This window comes from Cytobacillus oceanisediminis, from assembly GCF_007830235.1.
Classification (GTDB): domain Bacteria; phylum Bacillota; class Bacilli; order Bacillales; family Cytobacillaceae; genus Cytobacillus; species Cytobacillus oceanisediminis.
The window spans coordinates 397607-416257 of sequence record NZ_VLKI01000003.1 but is presented as its reverse complement, the minus strand read 5'-3'; the positions used below and the strand labels follow the sequence as shown (position 1 = coordinate 416257).

Annotated in this window: 20 protein-coding genes; 5 read left to right on the top strand and 15 right to left on the bottom strand. The window is 41.0% G+C overall.

What is annotated here, in order from left to right; all coding sequences use genetic code 11:
- Positions 1 to 69 precede the first annotated feature (69 nt).
- Genes ribH through ribD form a run of 4 tightly spaced genes read right to left on the bottom strand, consistent with a single transcriptional unit; the run spans position 70 to position 3543 of the window.
- Positions 70 to 549: a 6,7-dimethyl-8-ribityllumazine synthase gene (ribH, locus tag IQ19_RS08530; protein WP_144541914.1), complete on the bottom strand. Its 480-nt coding sequence runs from the start codon at positions 547 to 549 to the stop codon at positions 70 to 72.
- Between the two features lie 15 nt (positions 550 to 564).
- Positions 565 to 1758, bottom strand: coding sequence for a bifunctional 3,4-dihydroxy-2-butanone-4-phosphate synthase/GTP cyclohydrolase II (locus tag IQ19_RS08525; protein ID WP_144541912.1), 1194 nt, complete (start codon positions 1756 to 1758; stop codon positions 565 to 567).
- 31 nt (positions 1759 to 1789) lie between these two features.
- A complete protein-coding gene (ribE, locus tag IQ19_RS08520; RefSeq protein WP_144541910.1) occupies positions 1790 to 2443 on the bottom strand; it encodes a riboflavin synthase in 654 nt (217 codons plus the stop codon).
- Entirely contained in the window at positions 2443 to 3543 is a 1101-nt protein-coding gene (ribD, locus tag IQ19_RS08515) for a bifunctional diaminohydroxyphosphoribosylaminopyrimidine deaminase/5-amino-6-(5-phosphoribosylamino)uracil reductase RibD (protein WP_144541908.1), read from the bottom strand. The genes ribE and ribD overlap by 1 nt, the downstream gene beginning before the upstream one ends.
- Before the next feature lie 585 nt (positions 3544 to 4128).
- Here ribD and IQ19_RS08510 point away from each other — a divergent pair.
- Positions 4129 to 4932 carry an EcsC family protein gene (locus tag IQ19_RS08510; protein ID WP_144541906.1) on the top strand — a complete coding sequence of 268 codons (804 nt, stop codon included), beginning with the start codon at positions 4129 to 4131 and terminating at the stop codon, positions 4930 to 4932.
- Between the two features lie 43 nt (positions 4933 to 4975).
- Here the strand turns inward: IQ19_RS08510 and IQ19_RS08505 are convergent, their stop codons facing one another.
- The 9 genes from IQ19_RS08505 to IQ19_RS08465 all read right to left on the bottom strand — a co-directional run bounded on the left by IQ19_RS08505 (position 4976) and on the right by IQ19_RS08465 (position 13270).
- Positions 4976 to 5551: a TlpA disulfide reductase family protein gene (locus tag IQ19_RS08505; RefSeq protein WP_144541904.1), complete on the bottom strand. Its 576-nt coding sequence runs from the start codon at positions 5549 to 5551 to the stop codon at positions 4976 to 4978.
- 98 nt (positions 5552 to 5649) lie between these two features.
- Complete coding sequence (locus IQ19_RS08500) at positions 5650 to 6438, bottom strand: hypothetical protein (RefSeq protein WP_144541902.1); 789 nt, start codon at positions 6436 to 6438, stop codon at positions 5650 to 5652.
- A gap of 301 nt (positions 6439 to 6739) precedes the next feature.
- Positions 6740 to 8080: a S8 family peptidase gene (locus tag IQ19_RS08495; protein WP_144541900.1), complete on the bottom strand. Its 1341-nt coding sequence runs from the start codon at positions 8078 to 8080 to the stop codon at positions 6740 to 6742.
- A 278-nt stretch (positions 8081 to 8358) separates the two neighbouring features.
- Positions 8359 to 9204, bottom strand: a complete 846-nt coding sequence (locus IQ19_RS08490; RefSeq protein ID WP_144541898.1) for a patatin-like phospholipase family protein — start codon at positions 9202 to 9204, stop codon at positions 8359 to 8361.
- 89 nt (positions 9205 to 9293) lie between these two features.
- Entirely contained in the window at positions 9294 to 10070 is a 777-nt protein-coding gene (locus tag IQ19_RS08485) for an ABC transporter permease (protein ID WP_144541896.1), read from the bottom strand.
- Entirely contained in the window at positions 10067 to 10972 is a 906-nt protein-coding gene (locus tag IQ19_RS08480; RefSeq protein WP_144541894.1) for an ABC transporter ATP-binding protein, read from the bottom strand. The genes IQ19_RS08485 and IQ19_RS08480 overlap by 4 nt, the downstream gene beginning before the upstream one ends.
- Positions 10972 to 11172: a PLD nuclease N-terminal domain-containing protein gene (locus IQ19_RS08475; protein ID WP_144541892.1), complete on the bottom strand. Its 201-nt coding sequence runs from the start codon at positions 11170 to 11172 to the stop codon at positions 10972 to 10974. Before IQ19_RS08475 ends, IQ19_RS08480 begins: the two co-directional genes overlap by 1 nt.
- A 662-nt stretch (positions 11173 to 11834) precedes the next feature.
- Complete coding sequence (locus tag IQ19_RS08470) at positions 11835 to 12917, bottom strand: helix-turn-helix transcriptional regulator (RefSeq protein WP_242020935.1); 1083 nt, start codon at positions 12915 to 12917, stop codon at positions 11835 to 11837.
- A gap of 14 nt (positions 12918 to 12931) precedes the next feature.
- The gene (locus tag IQ19_RS08465; protein ID WP_144541891.1) at positions 12932 to 13270 is read right to left on the bottom strand and encodes a DUF4870 domain-containing protein; all 339 of its coding nucleotides are present in this window, start codon (positions 13268 to 13270) and stop codon (positions 12932 to 12934) included.
- A 490-nt stretch (positions 13271 to 13760) separates the two neighbouring features.
- On the opposite strand from IQ19_RS08465, the gene IQ19_RS08460 reads away from it, so the two are divergent.
- The 4 genes from IQ19_RS08460 to IQ19_RS08445 all read left to right on the top strand — a co-directional run bounded on the left by IQ19_RS08460 (position 13761) and on the right by IQ19_RS08445 (position 17743).
- Complete coding sequence (locus IQ19_RS08460) at positions 13761 to 14540, top strand: undecaprenyl-diphosphate phosphatase (protein WP_199749431.1); 780 nt, start codon at positions 13761 to 13763, stop codon at positions 14538 to 14540.
- Between the two features lie 37 nt (positions 14541 to 14577).
- A complete protein-coding gene (uptA, locus tag IQ19_RS08455) occupies positions 14578 to 15162 on the top strand; it encodes an undecaprenyl phosphate transporter UptA (protein ID WP_144541887.1) in 585 nt (194 codons plus the stop codon).
- A gap of 579 nt (positions 15163 to 15741) precedes the next feature.
- Positions 15742 to 16866, top strand: a complete 1125-nt coding sequence (locus tag IQ19_RS08450) for an amidohydrolase (RefSeq protein WP_144541885.1) — start codon at positions 15742 to 15744, stop codon at positions 16864 to 16866.
- 316 nt (positions 16867 to 17182) lie between these two features.
- Complete coding sequence (locus IQ19_RS08445; RefSeq protein WP_144541883.1) at positions 17183 to 17743, top strand: GNAT family N-acetyltransferase; 561 nt, start codon at positions 17183 to 17185, stop codon at positions 17741 to 17743.
- Between the two features lie 82 nt (positions 17744 to 17825).
- Here IQ19_RS08445 and IQ19_RS28060 read toward each other — a convergent pair whose 3' ends face one another.
- Together IQ19_RS28060 and IQ19_RS08440 are read right to left on the bottom strand one after the other, a co-directional pair.
- A complete protein-coding gene (locus IQ19_RS28060) occupies positions 17826 to 17984 on the bottom strand; it encodes a hypothetical protein (protein ID WP_199749406.1) in 159 nt (52 codons plus the stop codon).
- A 403-nt stretch (positions 17985 to 18387) separates the two neighbouring features.
- Positions 18388 to 18549, bottom strand: a complete 162-nt coding sequence (locus IQ19_RS08440; protein WP_242020934.1) for a DUF2639 domain-containing protein — start codon at positions 18547 to 18549, stop codon at positions 18388 to 18390.
- Positions 18550 to 18651: the final 102 nt, after the last annotated feature.

The window sequence follows — 18651 nt, the reverse complement described above, 5'->3', positions numbered from 1 at the left end:
GGCCTATACGGGAAGTTTTCCTCGTTTATCCTTCTTTGTTTTTCTTCAAGCGTAAATGCGGGGGGATTACTACCCGTTAATCTGCGATAATTGTTTATAAAGGTTGCCCATTTCAATGGCACCTGCAGCTGCTTCCCAGCCTTTATTTCCGGCTTTTGTTCCTGCACGTTCAATCGCCTGTTCAATTGTATCGGTTGTCAGAACGCCAAATATTACAGGTACTCCGCTTTGCATAGCAGTAGAAGCTACTCCTTTTGCCACTTCACCGCTGACATAATCAAAGTGTGGTGTCGCTCCACGGATTACTGTTCCAAGTGTAATAACGGCATCATATTTACCTGATTCCGATAGCTTCTTGGCTGCAAGCGGAATTTCAAATGCACCTGGAACCCAAACAACTGTTACATCTTCTTCATTTACACCATGGCGCTTAAGCGCATCTTCTGCTCCGCTCAAAAGCTTGCCTGTAATAAATTCATTAAAACGTGAAACCACAATAGCCATTTTTAATCCTGTTCCTACCAAATGTCCCTCAATTACTTTTTTCATCTCTTTATCGCTCCCTTAAAATTGTAATAAGTGTCCGAGCTTGGACTTTTTCGTTTTTAAGTAATTTTCATTCTCTGTTTTGGCAGGCATTTGCAGCGGAACGCGTTCGGCTACCTCTAACCCGTAGCCTCCCAAACCTGCTATTTTTCGCGGATTATTCGTTAAAAGCCGCATTTTTTTTACGCCTAAATCTCTAAGAATTTGAGCTCCGACTCCATAATCACGGAGGTCATCCTTGAAGCCCAGCTTATGGTTAGCTTCGACTGTATCATAGCCCTCTTCTTGAAGCTTATAGGCTTTCATTTTATTAATCAGGCCGATGCCCCGTCCTTCCTGTCTCATATAAAGAAGAATCCCTCTGCCTTCTTTTTCAATCTGCGTTAAGGCCGCTTCAAGCTGAGGCCCGCAATCACAGCGGTTAGAACCGAAGACATCGCCAGTAAGGCACTCCGAATGGACCCGCAGCAAAACAGGTTCATCTTCGTCGATTTCCCCCTTAACCAAAGCAACATGGTCTTTTCCATCGACAGTGTTTGTATAGCCTACAGCTCTAAAATCCCCAAACTCTGTTGGCAGCTGGATTTCCACTTCTCTTTTCACAATCGAATCATGCTTCAATCGATATTCAATCAATTGCTGAATGGTAATCATTTTTAACTCAAACTTTTCTGCCACTTTTTCAAGATCATCCACTCTTGCCATTGTTCCGTCATCTTTCATAATTTCACAAATAATCCCGGCTGGTTTAGCACCGGCAAGACGGGCAAGATCTACAGCAGCCTCTGTATGGCCTGCACGCCTTAGAACTCCGCCTTTTTTCGCTACTAACGGAAAGACATGTCCTGGACGGGAAAAGTCAGAAGGCTCAACATCTTCTTCTAGCATTTCCTTTATTGTAAAAGCACGCTCAAACGCACTGATTCCTGTTGTGGTTTTCACATGGTCAATGCTTACAGTAAAGGCTGTTCCATGACTATCAGTATTCACTTCCACCATTGGATTCAATTCCAGCTTTTCAGCCAATTCCTCGGTTATGGGAGCGCAAATCAAACCTCTTCCTTCTTTGGCCATGAAATTGATTGTATCAGGCTTCACATATTCGGCGATAGCCAGAAAGTCGCCTTCATTTTCCCTATCTTCATCGTCACAGACAATAATGACTTTTCCTGCTTTTAAATCTTCTAAAGCATCTTTAATTTCACTGAACATATCACTGCCCCCTCCTTCTGCTTGCTAGGTTTTATAAGAAGCCGTTTTCCTGCAAAAATTGCTCTGATATTCCTTTTTTGGGCGCGGCATGTTCCTGCTGTTTATTCATAAAGGAATACAGGTATTTGGCAAGCATATCAAACTCAAGATTGACGACATCTCCCACACTTTTGAAGCCTAGAACCGTCTCACTGGCCGTATGCGGGATGATTGATACCGTAACTGTATTCTCCTCGTTGCCAAAGACAGTCAGGGAGATGCCGTCCACGGCAATGGATCCTTTCATGACAAGCAAGTGGCTCAACTCCGGCGGAACCGAAATCTGAATATAGATCGCATTTTCACTCGCTGATTTTTTCATTATCTTGCCGGTGCCATCTACATGGCCTGTCACAAAATGCCCGCCAAATCGGCCATTGGCTGACATCGCCCGCTCCAAGTTAACTTTTGTTCGTTCCTTAATGGCTGATAGGGAGGTACTTTTGAATGTTTCCGGCATTACATCAGCCGAAAATCCATCCTTTGTAAATTCCGTTACTGTCAAGCACACGCCATTTACGGCTATACTGTCTCCCAATTGAAGATCTGTTAATATTTTAGAGGCATGAATGGCCAGTTTCATCGCTTTCCCCTGCTGCACTACTTTTTTTACAGTGCCAAGCTCTTCAATAATTCCTGTAAACATTAATCGGTTGCCTCCTCCCTTAAAGGTTTTGCTATAATTTTTAGGTCGCCGCCTATCCTTTCAACTTTTAAAAATTCCAGGCGAGGCGCTTCTTTTACATAATCAGCTCCACTTCCACCTACAAAAGGAATTGCTTCATTTCCTCCTATTATTTTGGGAGCCATATAAAGTATAATTTGCTGAAAAGCACTGTTTTTTATAAATGAAGCGTGGATTTCTGAACCTCCTTCAACAAAAAGAGTCATTATGCCTCTTTCTCCCAAATCTTTTAAAACATCAACTATAGGAACATGCCTGGAAGGAAAAGAGAAAATCTCAACGCCAAAGCTTTTAATATCTTCAGCCTTTGATTTGTCTATTTCGGACCCTGTATAAATAATGGTTTTCACAGCCTGATCACGAATGACATTGGAGTCGGCCGGGATTCTTAAATTTGTATCTAAAACGATTCGAATGGGATTTCGTCCGCCTTGGGGCAGCCTGGCGGTAAGAAGGGGATTATCGTGAATGATGGTATTTACACCTGTCAATATTGCGTCATGTTCATGCCGTAGCCGGTGGACATCCTGCCTGGATTCTGGAGAGGTAATCCATTTGCTGTCACCTGTTTTTGCAGCCGTTTTCCCATCAAATGACGAGGCTGCTTTAATCGTTACGTATGGTGTCTTTGTTTTTATAAAATGAAAAAACGGTTCATTGAGAGCGTCTGCTTCTTGTTGTAAAAGACCGGTAACAACTTCTATGCCAGCCTCTTGCATCCTGGCGATACCTTTACCCGCCACAAGCGGATTTGGGTCCACAGAAGCGATAAATACCCTTTTAATGCCTGAGTTAATAATTAAATCAGCACACGGCGGTGTCCTTCCAAAATGGCTGCACGGCTCGAGCGTAACATAAATATCAGCTCCTCTGGCATTTTCGCCAGCTGCAGCAATAGCATGGACTTCTGCATGGGGAGTACCTGCTTTAAGGTGAGCGCCCATCCCGAGTATTTCGCCATTTTTAACAACCACAGCTCCCACCTGGGGATTCGGGCTTGTTTGCCCTTTCGTTGCAGCTGCCAAGCTTAAGGCTAATTTCATATAATCAATATCGAGCAACTTATATTCAGCCTCCTTCCTTAATTTTTTCTCCAGTTAAGCAATTAACTATTTAAAAACGGCAAAACCCCGTACACCAAGGTGCTACGGGGCATAAAAATCACATGACGAAATAAGCGTTTAAACATTTCTTTTTTAAACGCAAACTGCTAATCATTCCTTCTCCCATCCAGACTTTCACTGTCGGCTTTGGAATTTCACCAAATCCACCGTTTTCATTAGAAAAGCGCAAGCGCCTCATTCACCCCCGACATGCACAAGACGAGCCTCACGGAAAGGCGTTCTTTGCCTTTGTGGGAGGATTGGCTTGTGACCTAGAGGGGGAGGCGCTGGAGCTAGACAGTAATCGAATCTAAATGCTTAAACTTACTGTCTAATAACGAAACCGGGTCACGGACTAAGAGGGCATACCCTCATCACCGCCGGTTGGGAATTTCACCCTGCCCCGAAGGAAATCCTATTCTATTATAAGATATCTTATCACGAATTATCGGAATATACAAAGAGAAATGGCTCAATAAATTGAAACTTTTGTGGCTATTGTACGTATTAATGCTATCAAGTAATTGAAAGGGCGCTGAAAATATGATTGAAACGAGAGAGCATTTAAGAATCGAGTTAAAAAAATGCGAAGACTGGGAAAAAGACCAGAGTGACTTATGGTTCTGGGAGAAGCTCGGGCGGCTTCCTTTCAAACTCATTGACAAATTCACACCCGAATTCATACAGAAAAAGGTTGGGGTAATGATTGATGAGCTAGGAACTTACATCCAATCAGGAGGCAGGTATTTAAGCTCGGTATCCTCTTTAAAAAGTTATTATTCAAATCAAAGTATTTATACTTTAAAAGATGTCAAGATACTGCCTATTGCAAGAATGGATGAAGCTGCTGCCAAACTGTCCTCCAACCGGAAAAGAGCAGCGGCATTTCAAGGGGCCAGTACAGGGATTGGAGGAATTTTTACTCTAACCATTGATATTCCCCTTCTCCTCGGCATCCAGCTTAAAACCCTGCAGGACATAGCTATCTGTTACGGCTTTGATCCTGGTGATAAAAATGAAAGAATGTTCATCGTCAAAATTTTGCAATTTGTATCCTCTGATATCGTTGGCAAGAAAGCCATTTTGCATCAGCTTTCAATGTTTGGCCCTAATGCAGACGAACCTAAAAGAGAAGTTGTTTCTGAGCTTCAGGGCTGGAGAGAGGTTGTATTTTCCTATCGGGACCAAATTGGCTGGAAAAAGCTCTTTCAGATAATCCCGATTGCCGGACTTCTATTTGGAGCTTTCATTAATCGTTCTGCCGTTAATGATATTGCAGAAGCTGGAATGATGCTCTACCGTAAAAGAGCAATCCTTAATCGCCTCGAACAGGAGAATCCTGAATAAAAAGCCGGAAAGCTGTTCACAGCTCTCCGGCTTTTCCAATAGTTTATGGAAGTTTCGTGATTTCCTTCTCCATATATTCTTCATTCAATGCTCCAAGAACTTTTGCTCTAATGACACCGTCCGAATCAATAAAGTAGCTTGTAGGATAAGCAAGCACTTCATAATCAGCACCAACAACCCCTTTTTCATCCATTGGTATGGTAAAAGTAAGGCCAAGTTCTTCAACAAACTTCTCGGCATCCCCGCTGCTTTTCTCCGTATTCGTAAGATTAACTGCAACAATATCAAAATTTTCATTTTTATATTTATTATAGAGCTTTTCCATATGCGGCATTTCCGCCCGGCATGGCGGGCACCAGCTCGCCCAGAAGTTCAAAAGGACCGCCTTGCCTCTTAAATCACTTAGCTTTACAGGGTTCCCATCCATATCTGTCAGCTCAAAATCCGGAGCAAGATTTCCTTTTTCCAGCCCAACAGGCAGATCTTCAGGATTTTCTATTTTTTCATACTTTTGCATTTGTTCAGCTTGTTCTACTACCCCTTTATCCTTAAGAATTGTTTTATCAACAATAAACAGCAAAAGGACAATAACTGCCGCTCCCAGCAAAAACTTTTTCATTTGGACACCTCTATATCAATTACTGTTATTCCCGTACATTGGCTAAATCTATCATACTATACGGGGAATAGGGAATCCATCTTTCTGCACTTTGCCTTTTAATGATTCCGGTAATGAAAAATACAAGCAAAAATAGCGTATATCCTGACTTTTTCTTCTGCAGCCACTCCGGCTTCAAAGGAAAGCACTGGTGTGTTAGGATCCTTAAAACGCTGCCCCCAGTCGAGCGGCATCCAGCCTTTGCGAAAGCGAGCAATTCTATTGAAGTCCCCTTTATAAACTTGCAAGTCAGTATAGAAGAAGGTTTTAGGAATATAGTATCTCTCATTGTTATGTTTATATATTAGATTTGGTCCTTCTTTTTTGAAAAATATCAATTCCTTTACTGAACCTTTGCCATCTAAAATTTCTATTCTAGTTTTCTTGAAAATGATTATGGCCTCAAGATCGTCAGCCTCATTAAAAATGCCCAGCTTTTTAGGAAAAAAACGATCGAAGGAATAGGGCAAGAACCATCGTAGTTTCCACATATGCATATCCCTGATTTCTCCTCTTCGCCTTCCTTCCGAGTCAAAAATGATCATTCTAAGAGAAGGCGCCGGCATAAAGGCAATCAGGGCATTAGATTGCGAAAGCAAGGGCCGCGCATATGGGCTACTATTGGATAAACTCCTTTCCACTGTCTCATCTGCCCTTTGCTTATTCAGCAAATAAATTTGATAGCAGAAAAAACTATAAATGACAAAGGGAATTACGAACAGAAACAAATTGATCCGGGGAGCGGCAATTATTGCATATATTAACAAAAACGAAGGAGGAACAAGTGCTGCAAGGCTGCTATTTAGTGAAATGTCAGCCGTGTTTCGGTAATATTGCTGGATATTCATCGTTTTGTCCTCCTGCTTTATATGATTCTTCTTTATTCTATTAATAAAATCTCGCAAAAATGAATTTTGGAAGGATTTTTTGCAGGAAAATGTTTTGCAATGTTTGATGACTTATTCGTCAAAAATTGAAATTCATTCGCAAAATTTGAAGTTTTATTCGGGGATTTTGAGAGTTTGTTCGTAATTTTTACTATTTTTTCGAAAGTTTCATTGTTTATTCGCAAAGTTCACAATTTCTCCTTCTATGTTGTATTCCATAATAAAAAGCTGACGGAAATTCCGCCAGCTCTTTTCTAAACTATTATTTTAAAGCATTGACTGCGTTAATTAAACCATGGCCTGATTTGGCATCATAGCCCGGCTCGAAGATGTCTTCAGAAGAAGACTGAATGATTTGTTTAACTTGGGCAGGTGTGATTTGGTCTTTGCCATGCTTGGCAATAATTACACCAGCTACAGCAGCAACTTTAGGAGCAGCCATTGACGTACCGCCTTTATAGCCATATTTTCCGCCTGGGATAGTAGAATACGCAAGATAAGTATTGTCCCTGCCAGCTCCAGTCGCAGGATCATAGTTCGGCCCCAAGTCTCCGCCCGGTGCCATTACATCAATTTTACCCACACCGTAGTTGGAATAGAAAGCAAGGTTCTTTAAAGCTCCTCCCGCAGACACTCTGATCATCAACTGGCTGCTGGGGCTCCTATGTGTTGCACCAGTATCAGTCCCGGAAAGCTGTCCTGGGCTCTTTAAATCAACAGCATTGTTTCCTGCAGAACCAACTACCGTTACACCTTTTTGAATGGCATATTTGATGGCTCTGTTGAACATTTGCACATCTGCAACTGTTTCACTTGTAGCATAATCCGGGTTTTGGAACCAGTCATAGCCGCCAAGAGACATGTTCACAACATCGACATTATCATCTGCAGCTGTTATTAATGCTTCTGCAATATGGGAAGTGGCTGCGCCGCCAGTAGGGCCGAATACACGGTAAGCCGCTACTTTTAAGTCAGGGCCGACACCCATTGTTCTGCCTTTCGCTGCAATTGAACCGGCTACGTGCGTACCATGGCTATTTTCATCCATTGCATCAGGATAGCCAGGAACAAATGACTTACCGTATGCATAGTTATCTTTTAAATCAGGATGGGTATAGTCAATTCCAGTATCGATAACACCCACTACGATATCTTTGCCAGAAGCAGTTTTTCCGGTTCCACCTGGAAGTTCCCATGACTTACCATTGTTTGTGACCTGTTTGATATCCCATTGAAGGTCGTTATATAAATCAGCGCTTTCCAATGGTAGGTCTGCTTCTACTGCTGGTGTTTCCGGATAAATAACATTTTCAGTTCCAGCAGCTGAAACCAGTGAAGACTTTTTTACTTCATTCAGGAAGTTAGGATTGCTGGATGTAACTTCAACAGCTCCTAGTTTATCAAGCTTATTTTCTACTTGACCGCCAGCCTTCTTCATTAAATCTGTATAGCCTGCTGGAAGCTTTGATTCATCCTTGAAGACCACCAGATATTTCTTCTCAATAGATTGTGCTTGTCCAATGCTGGCTGCACCAGCAAACACAGTCGATGCGCACAAAGCCAAACTTAATGCGCCTGCAAAGACACTCTTTTTCATATTCATTATTTAGACCCCCTTATAATTCCTAATTTTCATTATATTCAATATTATCCCTCTAGCAATCTTCGTATTTCGACACGAACCTTCTTAACTCTTCATCTTTCCACTACTAAAAACATAGATATCTTCCACTTTATACCATATATTAAAAATTCACGGATACTATAACCTATTTCCAACAGCCACCCAGCAGAAAAAAACATTTCACTTTTGTCGAAAATATCCTTCTATCTTCCTGCTATTAAATAATTAAAAGACCGCAGCTCAGTGGATGCGGTCTTTTAAAATTGCTTAATTTTTTCAAAGGATCTTCTGGCATCCTCATAACCTTTCAGATAAAGCTTTTCTAATTTCCGGGGATCCCGTTCCATTCGCCCAACTGCTAAGGGTTCCTGTGGCTGGATGACAAGGACGGTTCCCTTCTTTTCTTCCTGTTCAAGATAACGAAGTGTTTCGTTATAAATTTGATAACGGGCTGATAAAGCTTTCTGAAGCCCTGTATAATCCGGATACTTTCTTTTAACAAGGAACTCAAACTTTGATGGTTTTTTTAAATATCCCCTGTTTCTGGTTAAAATGACTATATTTTTTTTGAATCCATCTTGCTGGGCTTTCTTGATTGGGATTGGATCGCTGATTCCTCCATCCAGCAGAATACGGCTTTGAAAGTTTACTTCCGGTGCAATAAAAGGCAAAGAACTGGATGCTTTTAAAATTTTCACCAAGTCTTTTCCATAGTCTTCTTTCCTAAAATATACCGGTTCACCCGTATGGCAGTCCGTCGTTCCAATCACAAACTCAGACTGGTTTTTATAAAACTCATCATAGTGATAGGGAACGAGCTTATTGGGGATTTCATCAAAAATAAAATCCATGCCGAAAAACTGACGGGACTTAAAGTAGTTTCGCCATGAAATATAGCGCGGATCTGTCACATAATCAACATTCACAATTTTATTTCGGCCTTTTTGCTTGGATAAGTAAGAAGCGGCATTGCACGCACCTGCAGAAACGCCTATGACATATGAAAAAAAGAGCTCCTGCTCCAGGAAATATTCGAGGACTCCGGCTGTATAGACCGCCCGCATTCCTCCCCCTTCAAGAACCAGGCCTGTTTCACTGATCAATGGTAATCTTCCTTTCATTTTTTATAAAACTATACTATCAAAATAATTAACCCCAATATACAAATATGCCCAATAGAAGAGAACTTGCCTCAGGCAAGTTCTCTTTTTCGGAAGATTGCTATAGATGCAAAAAGGGACAGAATGATCATGAATAAGGAGATAAGAATGGTCGGCATCAATTCTTCCGGGAAACCGTTGCCCATTATAAGAGTATTTGTATAAACAGAGAGCAAAGCAGGACTCCAATCAAGCAAATGTGATAGGGAGCTGCTTACCAGGCTTAATAGGATTGTGATGCCCATAGTGATAAAACCAACAGCACCAGGCGATTGTAAAAAGCTATTGAAAAAAATTGTAATCGTTAAAACAAATGTCAGCCAAATTCCATAAACAAAAAAGGATTGTATAAAATCGGTGAAAGAAATAAACTCAAACAGGATTCCTACATAATACCAGGATAGAAAATACCCACAAAAATAGGAGAACCATATGAGCAGCATAACACCAGCCCACTTTGCTGTTACAAAACGGGCATAAGATACCGGCTTAACTAATATAATTCCTGCTACACCGCTTTTCCTTTCTCCGGCTATTACCCCCATAGTAATTAAAACAATAATTAGTACACCGAGTGTATTATACTGGCTAAGGCTTGCCGCGAGGGCTTCACCCGCAGACGGAACAGGGAGTTCTATAACAGCCCCCTCCGGCAGCCCGCCCAGCGAATCAATAATCTGCGGCATATAATATAATGTCATCGGCTCTTTTACAGCAATTAAAATAAAAGTAAGAGGAACCCAAATCCATTTATAATTCCGGACCATTTCGAGAAGCTCTTTCTTATATAGTGTCAGCCATTGCTTCATTTTTGCACCACCTTCATAAATACATCTTCAAGACTTGTTCTGCTAATCTCAAACTTAATTAAAGGCAAGTTTCGGCTGGTAATCTCTGTTAAGAATAACTTTTTTGCCCCTTCTACATCCTCAACGAACAAGCTGGCTTTTTCACCATTAATTTTTATAGAGGTAACTGGATAAAGAACGGATAATTCTTCGGAATATCGAGAAGTGTTTTCTTTAAAAACCAAGTCAATTTTGGCCTGCTGATGTTTATCTTTCAGTTGAGACATGGTCCCTGCTTCAACCAATTTACCATTATGGAGAAATAAAATTTCATCACAAACCTCTTCCGCATCATTCAATATATGGGTTGAGAACAGAATGGTTGTTTCTTTTTTCAGCTTTTCCATAAGCTCAAGCACTTCCCTGCGCCCAAATGGATCAAGTGCAGAAACAGGTTCATCAAGCATTACTAGTTTTGGACGGTGGATAATGGCCTGTGCAATACCCAGCCGCTGCTTCATGCCTCCTGAATACTTTCCGATACGACGATTTTTTGCATCAGCGATACCGACAAGCTCAAGAAGCTCCTGCGCTCTTCCTTTAGCTTCTTTATTGGAAAGCCCCGCAAGCTTACCTGTATATTCAAGAAATTCCCTGCCTGTCATCCAGTCATAAAAAACAGGATACTGGGGAAGATAGCCTATTAAACTTCGAAAATCCCCTTTTTCTGCTCCCTCAAAAACAATCGTTCCGGAATCAGGCTTCATAAGGCCCGAGAGCATTTTCAAAGTCGTTGTCTTCCCAGCTCCGTTAGCACCAAGAAGTGCTACGCACTTACCTTCTGTTAATTGGAAGTCCAGCCCCTTAATCACTTCCTGGTCCTGGAACCTTTTCTTTAATCCATTAATACTTACGACAGGCATCAGTAACTTCTCCTTCCAAAGATGAAATACATAATTGGTCCAAGCAGATTAATAAACAGAATGACTAAAGCCCATACCCATTTTGGTCCATCAGTTTTTTCTATTCTTACTAAATCAAAAATGGCAACAACCATTAAAATAAGCTGAATAATGACAATCGGAGCAAGAATTGCCCAGTTAATCCCTTCTAGTATTTCCATTTTAATTTCCTCCCTCGTTTGCTTTTGTCATCTATATGACGTGAAGCTTAAGAAATCGTTCACTGGAAAATAAAATTTATTAAATAAAAAGCTCTGCTATACTTGCCTGTTGATTTCGCTCAAGAAGCTCAGCGAACCGCGGGCGGTCCGACGCTCCTCTGCTACTTGCTTCTGCGGGGTCTCCCTTTGACACGCTTTTCCCGCAGGACTTTGGAAGAGCTTCCTCGAATAAACACCGCAAGAAGGAAATGTGAATGAATTTTCAAGGAGTCTCGCGCCTTCCGCTCCAATCAACATGTGCTAAAACCAACAATGAGCTTTTACATAGCCAAATAAAAAGAGGGTGTCCCAAAAGTATAAAGCTTTTGGGCACCCTCTTTTTTCCAAGAAAATAGCTCTATAAAATTGGCCTGTTGATTTCCGCTCCAGGGACTCAGCCAACGCGGGCGGTCCGGGAGCCTCCTCGGTGCATTCGCACCTGCGGGGTCTCCCGCTGACTCGCTTCTCCCGCAGGACTTTGAATAAGCTTCGCCGAATTTACACCGCACGAAGGAAATGCGAATGCATTTTCGAGGATCTCGCCCCTTCCGCTCAATCAACAGGGTGCAAAAACCTTTTGAGACAGCCTCTATAAATATATTAAAAATTCCAAAAAAACTGGATCAATCTCCTGTGTTTTCGTATACTGTCATCATATTGCGGATTTCATATACTACCTCATCAACAAGAGAAGGCGGCGAAAGGACTTTGGCCTGATTCCCCCAATTCAGCAGCCATTTTACCAAACCCTCACTGACAATTGCCTTGGCTGTTAAGATGAAATGTTCGTCATTCAGCTTGCGTATATCTGCATCTCTTCCAAATTTATCGATAATTACATTAATCAGATCATTATGGAATCGGATCTTTATCCACTCTTCCGACCCTGCATACATATGGAAGGTTGAGCTAACATATTTGGAAACATCAAAAGGCTCATATGGGAATTGTTCCTCCGTAATCCTCACATTGCGAAGCCGGTCAATCCGATAATGGCGAATTTCCTCTTTTGAAAAATAATAAGCTATTAAATAATAAAAATCGTTTACCCATGTTAGCGCCAATGGCTTTACTTTGTATTCCCCGCCATCATGGCTTAAAACAAATTCCTTGTTGATATTGTATCTTCCATATTGAAAGGTTACAATTCTCCGTTCGAAAATAGCTTCATGCAAGTCGTTGATAGCGAGGCGAACCATTTTGCTCTCGCTTTTAACAGACGAATCAATCAAAATTTCATTGTGCAGTTTTTTTGCATGATGCATGCTTGTCAGCTTTTTAATTTTGCGGATCAGCTGTTTCGTTTCATCTTTTGTTATGAATCTGGCAGAAGCAACAGCATCAATAAGCATCCGAAGTTCGTAGAGCTCAAACAGGCGATATTGATGGCTATAATATTTTGGCATACCTTCTTTTTCCTGATTGACCGTAATATCGAATTTCGCTTCGATGAGATGCTCAATATCATCTCTTAAAGAATTTTTATTCAGCCTTACATCCGGACCATATTCTTTTTTAAAGCACTCAGCGATGTCATCCAGGGTATACTCATTTTCTTCATCTGTCTGTTCCCTAAGAATCTCCATAAGCTTTAGCATTCTTTCTTTATTATCAATCCTGGTCATTTTATCACCCCTTGCACCTAAAATATAACGGATACAATATGTATTATTATCTATTAAAAAAAGCCCTGTGGCAACGGCCATGGGCTCTTCCTCCATCACTTCAAGATCCTGAAAACCAGCGGTATTCTGTATTCCTTTCCTTCATATGCTTTGACTGCAGCCACGATCGTGAAAATAAAGGCCAGAATCCCTACGATCCAAATAGTAATGACACCGATTAAAATAATCATTAAAACGACACTGATTGCACTATAAACAGTATAAGTAATCAGGAAGTTTAGGTATTCCTTTCCATGATAATCAACAAACTCCGAGTCATTTTTCTTCAAAAGCCAGATAATAAGCGGTCCGATAAAAGTGGTAAAAAAGCTGGTTACATAGATCGCAGCTGCTAAAAGCCTTTCATCATTGGAAGGCATTTTTAAATCGTTCATTCTGTTTCCTCCTAAAATTTCACCTTAATAAGATTAATTAATAATTCCTGCTTCTATATTATTTACGTTATTCATTCAAAAAGGTTTCATGAATTTTTAATTTCGGCTCTGTTAAACTTGACTGTTAATTTCCGCTCCAGCACTCAGCGAACCGCAGGCAGTCCGGAACACTCCTCAGCTACTTGCGCATGCGGTGTTTCCCTTTGACTCTTTCCGGTGCTTTGAATATACTTCCCAGAATTTACACCGCACGAAGGAAACACGAATGCATTTTCGACGATCTCACCCCTTCCGCTCCAATCAACAGAGGACCAAAATCAACAATGAGCTTTTACATAGCCTAATTTTTAAGCCTGCATTTCCTGAACCGCATAAGCCCGATTTTCAGTTCTCGATTGGGACTACTTGAATACACATGATAGAGACAGGCATCTTGCAGTTCTTTTGCTTAATTTTTGTTATTCAAACGTTTAGGAAGGTGATATAGATGATGTCAAAGCTTGAAGCCTTTATTCTTGGGATCATCCAGGGACTTACGGAATTTTTGCCCATTTCCAGTACAGGCCACTTGTACCTGGGGAGGCATCTTTTCGGGCTTGACGAAGCAGGCCTGTTCCTGGATACCATGCTTCATATCGGAACACTGCTGGCAGTCCTCGTCGTTTACAAAAATGAATTGCTCCAAATTTTAAAGAATCCGTTTGGCAAGTTATCCATGCTGCTTGTAATCGGCACAATTCCAGCAGTTATCGTCGGTTTATTGCTTAGTGACCTGTTCGATTCCATTTCCAAATCGGGGGTTACCATCGGCTGGGAATTTTTGTTTACCGGGTTCATTCTTTGGTTGGCTGACGGTATAAAAAAAGGTGCCAAAAAGATGGATAGCCTCAGCTACGGGGACGCCCTTTTCATCGGCACTTTCCAGGCAGCCGCCATTTTTCCAGCAGTATCCAGGTCTGGGCTAACCATTGCAGCTGGCCTTTTCCGGAAATTGGACAGGGAAACAGCCGCCTATTTTTCCTTTCTGCTTTCCATTCCTGCCATCGCAGGCGGTATCGTCCTCCAATTTGGCGAATTGATGTCTGGTCATACAGAAGCGGTAACTCTCGGCAGCATGCTTATGGCAACCTTGTCATCGGCTATCTTTGGATATATGGCCGTCGTTTGGATGATCAATTTTTTAAAAAGAAAATCGTTGAAGGTGTTTGCTGTTTACGTCTGGACTTTAGGCTTTACTGTATTAATCCTGCAGATGACCGGGATATTTTAATTCAACTTTAAAAACTCCTGCTGGGGAGGTTTTCATATTGAAAGAAATAATCAGCTATATTTTTGAAGTGCTTTCACAGCTAGGATATGCTGGGATTGCACTTGGCTTAATGGTTGAAATTATTCCAAGCGAAATAGTCCTAAGCTATGGCGGCTTTTTAGTCAGTACAGGCGACATTCACTTTGCCGGAGCCTTGCTTGCCGGGATTGCAGGAGGGACCCTTGCGCAGTTGTTTTTATACTGGCTTGGCACATACGGAGGAAGGCCCTTTCTTGATAAGTATGGGAAGTATCTATTGATCAAGAAAAGCCATTTGGATGCCTCTGAAAAATGGTTTGAGAAATACGGGACAGGGGTTATCTTTACAGCCAGGTTTATCCCCGTAGTCCGCCATGCCATTTCCATCCCTGCCGGCATTGCCAAAATGCCGCTTTCTGTTTTCACAGTCTATACAATAGCTGCAATGGTGCCATGGACTGTTCTCTTTTTATTGTTGGGAATGGAACTTGGAGATCATTGGAGAGATATTAAGGAATACGCGAAGCCCTTTATTATGCCGATTATAATCCTCGCCTTTTCATCCGGTTTGATTTATTTTCTTTATAAAAAGTGGAAAGAATGATGGCCTTTTATAGATTTACCGGTAAAAATGCTTAAGAATGAAAAAAATGAAATTTAAGAAAGAGTGTGGAATGGGCTGATTCCACGCTCTTTTATAGTTGGAAAAGCATTTATCATTAACTTCGGCTGAAAAAGTATCAACTGACTATATAAATATTGTCAACTATTGCAAAATATCGTCAACCTTTTAAATATATCATCAACTTATCCTGGCCATGCATAAATTACAAGGTGCTTGCTGGAAACGTTCTTTTTTTAAAGGCTCTGTTAAATTTGCCTGTTGATTTCAGCACGAGGCACTCCCTTTCCGCGGGCGGTCCGACGCTCCTCGTCGCTTTGCTCCTGTGGGGTCTCCCTTTGATCCGCACTCCCGCAGGAAATTGAATAAGCATCCTCGAATAAACACCGCACGAAGAAAATGCGAATGCATTTTCGAGGAGTTCGTGCCTTTCGCTCCAATCAACAGTGTGCTAAAAAACAACAATAAGCTTTAACAGAGCCTTTTTAAAAATTTCTGTTCCCCTTTTCGTTCCATTTTTGTAAAATAGAAAAAATACTACAGGACTAAAGGACGAAAACTATGACAAAAACCTTATTAAAAAATGCACAAATTTACCCGGTCACTTCAGCTTCTTTTCACGGTGACGCTTTGATAGAGAATGGGAAAATCTTAAAGCTTGGCAAAAACCTTAAAACTGATTCGAATGTAAAAATTATTGATTGCAATAACCTCCATCTTCTCCCCGGTTTCATAGATGTCCATACACATCTTGGCCTTTATGATGAAGGAACGGGTTGGGCCGGCAACGATGCAAACGAAACAATTGAGCCGCTTAGCCCGCATATCAGGGCAATGGACGGAGTGTATCCGCTGGACCCTGCTTTTTCGGATGCGGTGAAATACGGAATAACAACAGCCCATATTATGCCTGGCAGTGCCAACGTTATTGGCGGTACAACCTCTGTTATAAAAACCGCTGGAAAGAATATTCAAAAAATGATTATTAAGGAAACAGCCGGACTGAAGATTGCCCTTGGAGAAAACCCCAAGCGGATTCACAGTCAGGGAAATAAAGATTCCATCACCAGAATGGGCATAATGGGGATGCTTAGAGAAGCTTTTTATGAGGCGATTCATTGTGATAACCCGGAAGCGTTAAGATTTGCACCTCTTGTAAAAGCGTTAAAAAGGGAGATCCCAGTCCGAATACACGCCCATCGAGCAGATGACATTATTTCTGCCATTCGTTTTGCTGAAGAATTTAACTTGGATCTTCGTATTGAACATTGTACAGAAGGCCACTTAATTGCCGAGGAACTGGAGGGGATAAATTTAAAAGTATCTGTTGGCCCTACTCTAACAAGGCGGTCAAAAGTTGAACTGAAAAACAAAACATGGAAAACCTATCATCAGCTCACCGAACATGGAGTAGAAGTCTCTATAACAACAGATCATCCTTACACGCCTGTACAGTATTTAAATATGTGTGCGGCCATTGCAGTCCGGGAGGGTCTATCTGAGCAAAAAGCCCTGGAAGGCATTACAATTCTGCCTGCAAGAAATTTGCGAATTGATAACCAGCTGGGCAGTATTGAAGAAGGAAAAGATGCTGATTTGGTTCTATGGAGCCACCATCCCTTTCATTTTTTGGCAAAGCCAAAGTGGACCATCATAGGAGGAAATTTTGTGTTCAAAGAGGTGTGAATTTTTGTCGAAAATTACTGGTGTAATTTGACATAAAATCGCAAAAAAAATAATCAAAAAACCTATTTCCTTTTTGATTTTTTTTTAGTATTATACCTTAAGTGAAGTGAAAAATTTGCTTCTAAAATGACAGACAATCAAATATCGGAAACGATAGTTATAGGGAAGGCAAATGGTGCGCCACCAGGTTTATCTGGTTCTAGTGGGTTCGATTCCCACCCCGAAATTTTTTTGCAACATTATAAAAAATTTCGAGGGTGGACCGAAGGCTCTATTTGGCATGGAGTAGGACTGCCCTCAATTGGAGGGATAACCTATGCTCAAGAAACGTGATCTTCACGACTGCCATGCTTTGTATGATTTAATGACGCACCCTGATGTCTTCCCTTTTGTTCGCCAAAAAGCCAATTCCCATGATGAATTTATGTTTATAACAAAGCAGACAATCGAATCAGAAGAACGCGGTGAATTGATTTCACGCACAATTCTTGATGAATGGGGCGCTCCGATTGGGACGATTAATTTATACGACATCCAGGACAATGCCGGATTCTTAGGAACATGGCTGGGAAAGCCCTACCACGGGAAGGGCTACAACAAATTAGCCAAGGATGCCTTCTTTGAAGAGCTTTTTTATGAAACAGGCATTGAAACCATCTTCATGAGAATTCGAAAAGAAAATATCCGCTCGCAAAAAGCTGCAGAAAAGCTGCCTTATGTCATTTTTGCAAATGAAACAAGAAGGTCTGTGTATGATCAGTTAAATGCCAATGGCGATATTTACAATTTATATGAAATTCCAAAGGATTTATATATGCTGCATGTTATGCGGCAAGGTGTTGCAGCCCAAGAATCGTCCCAATTACTGGAGGCTTAGCAGATGTGAAAGCACTTGCTCTTTTGAACGAGTGCTTTTTATTTATATTAAGAAAAAACAGCTGCACCGAAATGGGCAGCTGTTAACTTGTTACACTGGATCCCTGTTCCTCTGCTTTTTCACTAATTCCCGTCTGTGACAGCAGATCTTCCAGTTCTTCATTTGTCAGTGTTTCAAATCGGCCATCGAAAAACATGACTTGGGTTTGATTCGGATTAATCCTGTTTAAATTAAAGCTCATCACCTTCTCCTCCTTCCTGAAAAATAAGTTGCAGACAGGAATAACAGTGTAATCCTAATTTGAAATGGTTTCTTTATTAATATATATATTCCACATTTGTAAGCGTTTTCATTCCTAGTTTTTAATAGTTCACATAATTGAAAAAATCCTGTGTCGATTTTATAACTTTTTATTCAGCCTGATTAAACCTTCAAGCAGGTGGGTTGAGGATTCATCATTCTGATGCCAAATCCTTGATTCAGGCTAATTACCTTTATGATATTCTTTTAAGAAAACTTCTGTGGGGATTTTTCGTCTGTATAGACCTTCTATAAAGAATATCTTTGGACTTACTTCTATTTTTTGTTGTCTGCCAGCATTAAAAAAGGTTCCCTGCTTCGAATTACAGGAAACCCTTATATTGCTATTCTGCTGCTTGTTTCTCCACTGAGGCATCATATAATTTTTTAACCACGAAGGTTTTGTAAAGCTCAAGTTTCCGTAACTCAACTGGATGCTTTGTGATTCCTTTTTCTCTAAGTTTTTGAATATACCATCCTTTTGCCCCCTGATATGCCACCTTCATCACCCTCTCAAAATGCTTGTCCATATAACTATATGCATGATCCGAAAATACAAGACTTCATCTAATTTTTGAAAAGATATCGATCTATGTTAAAATCCAATA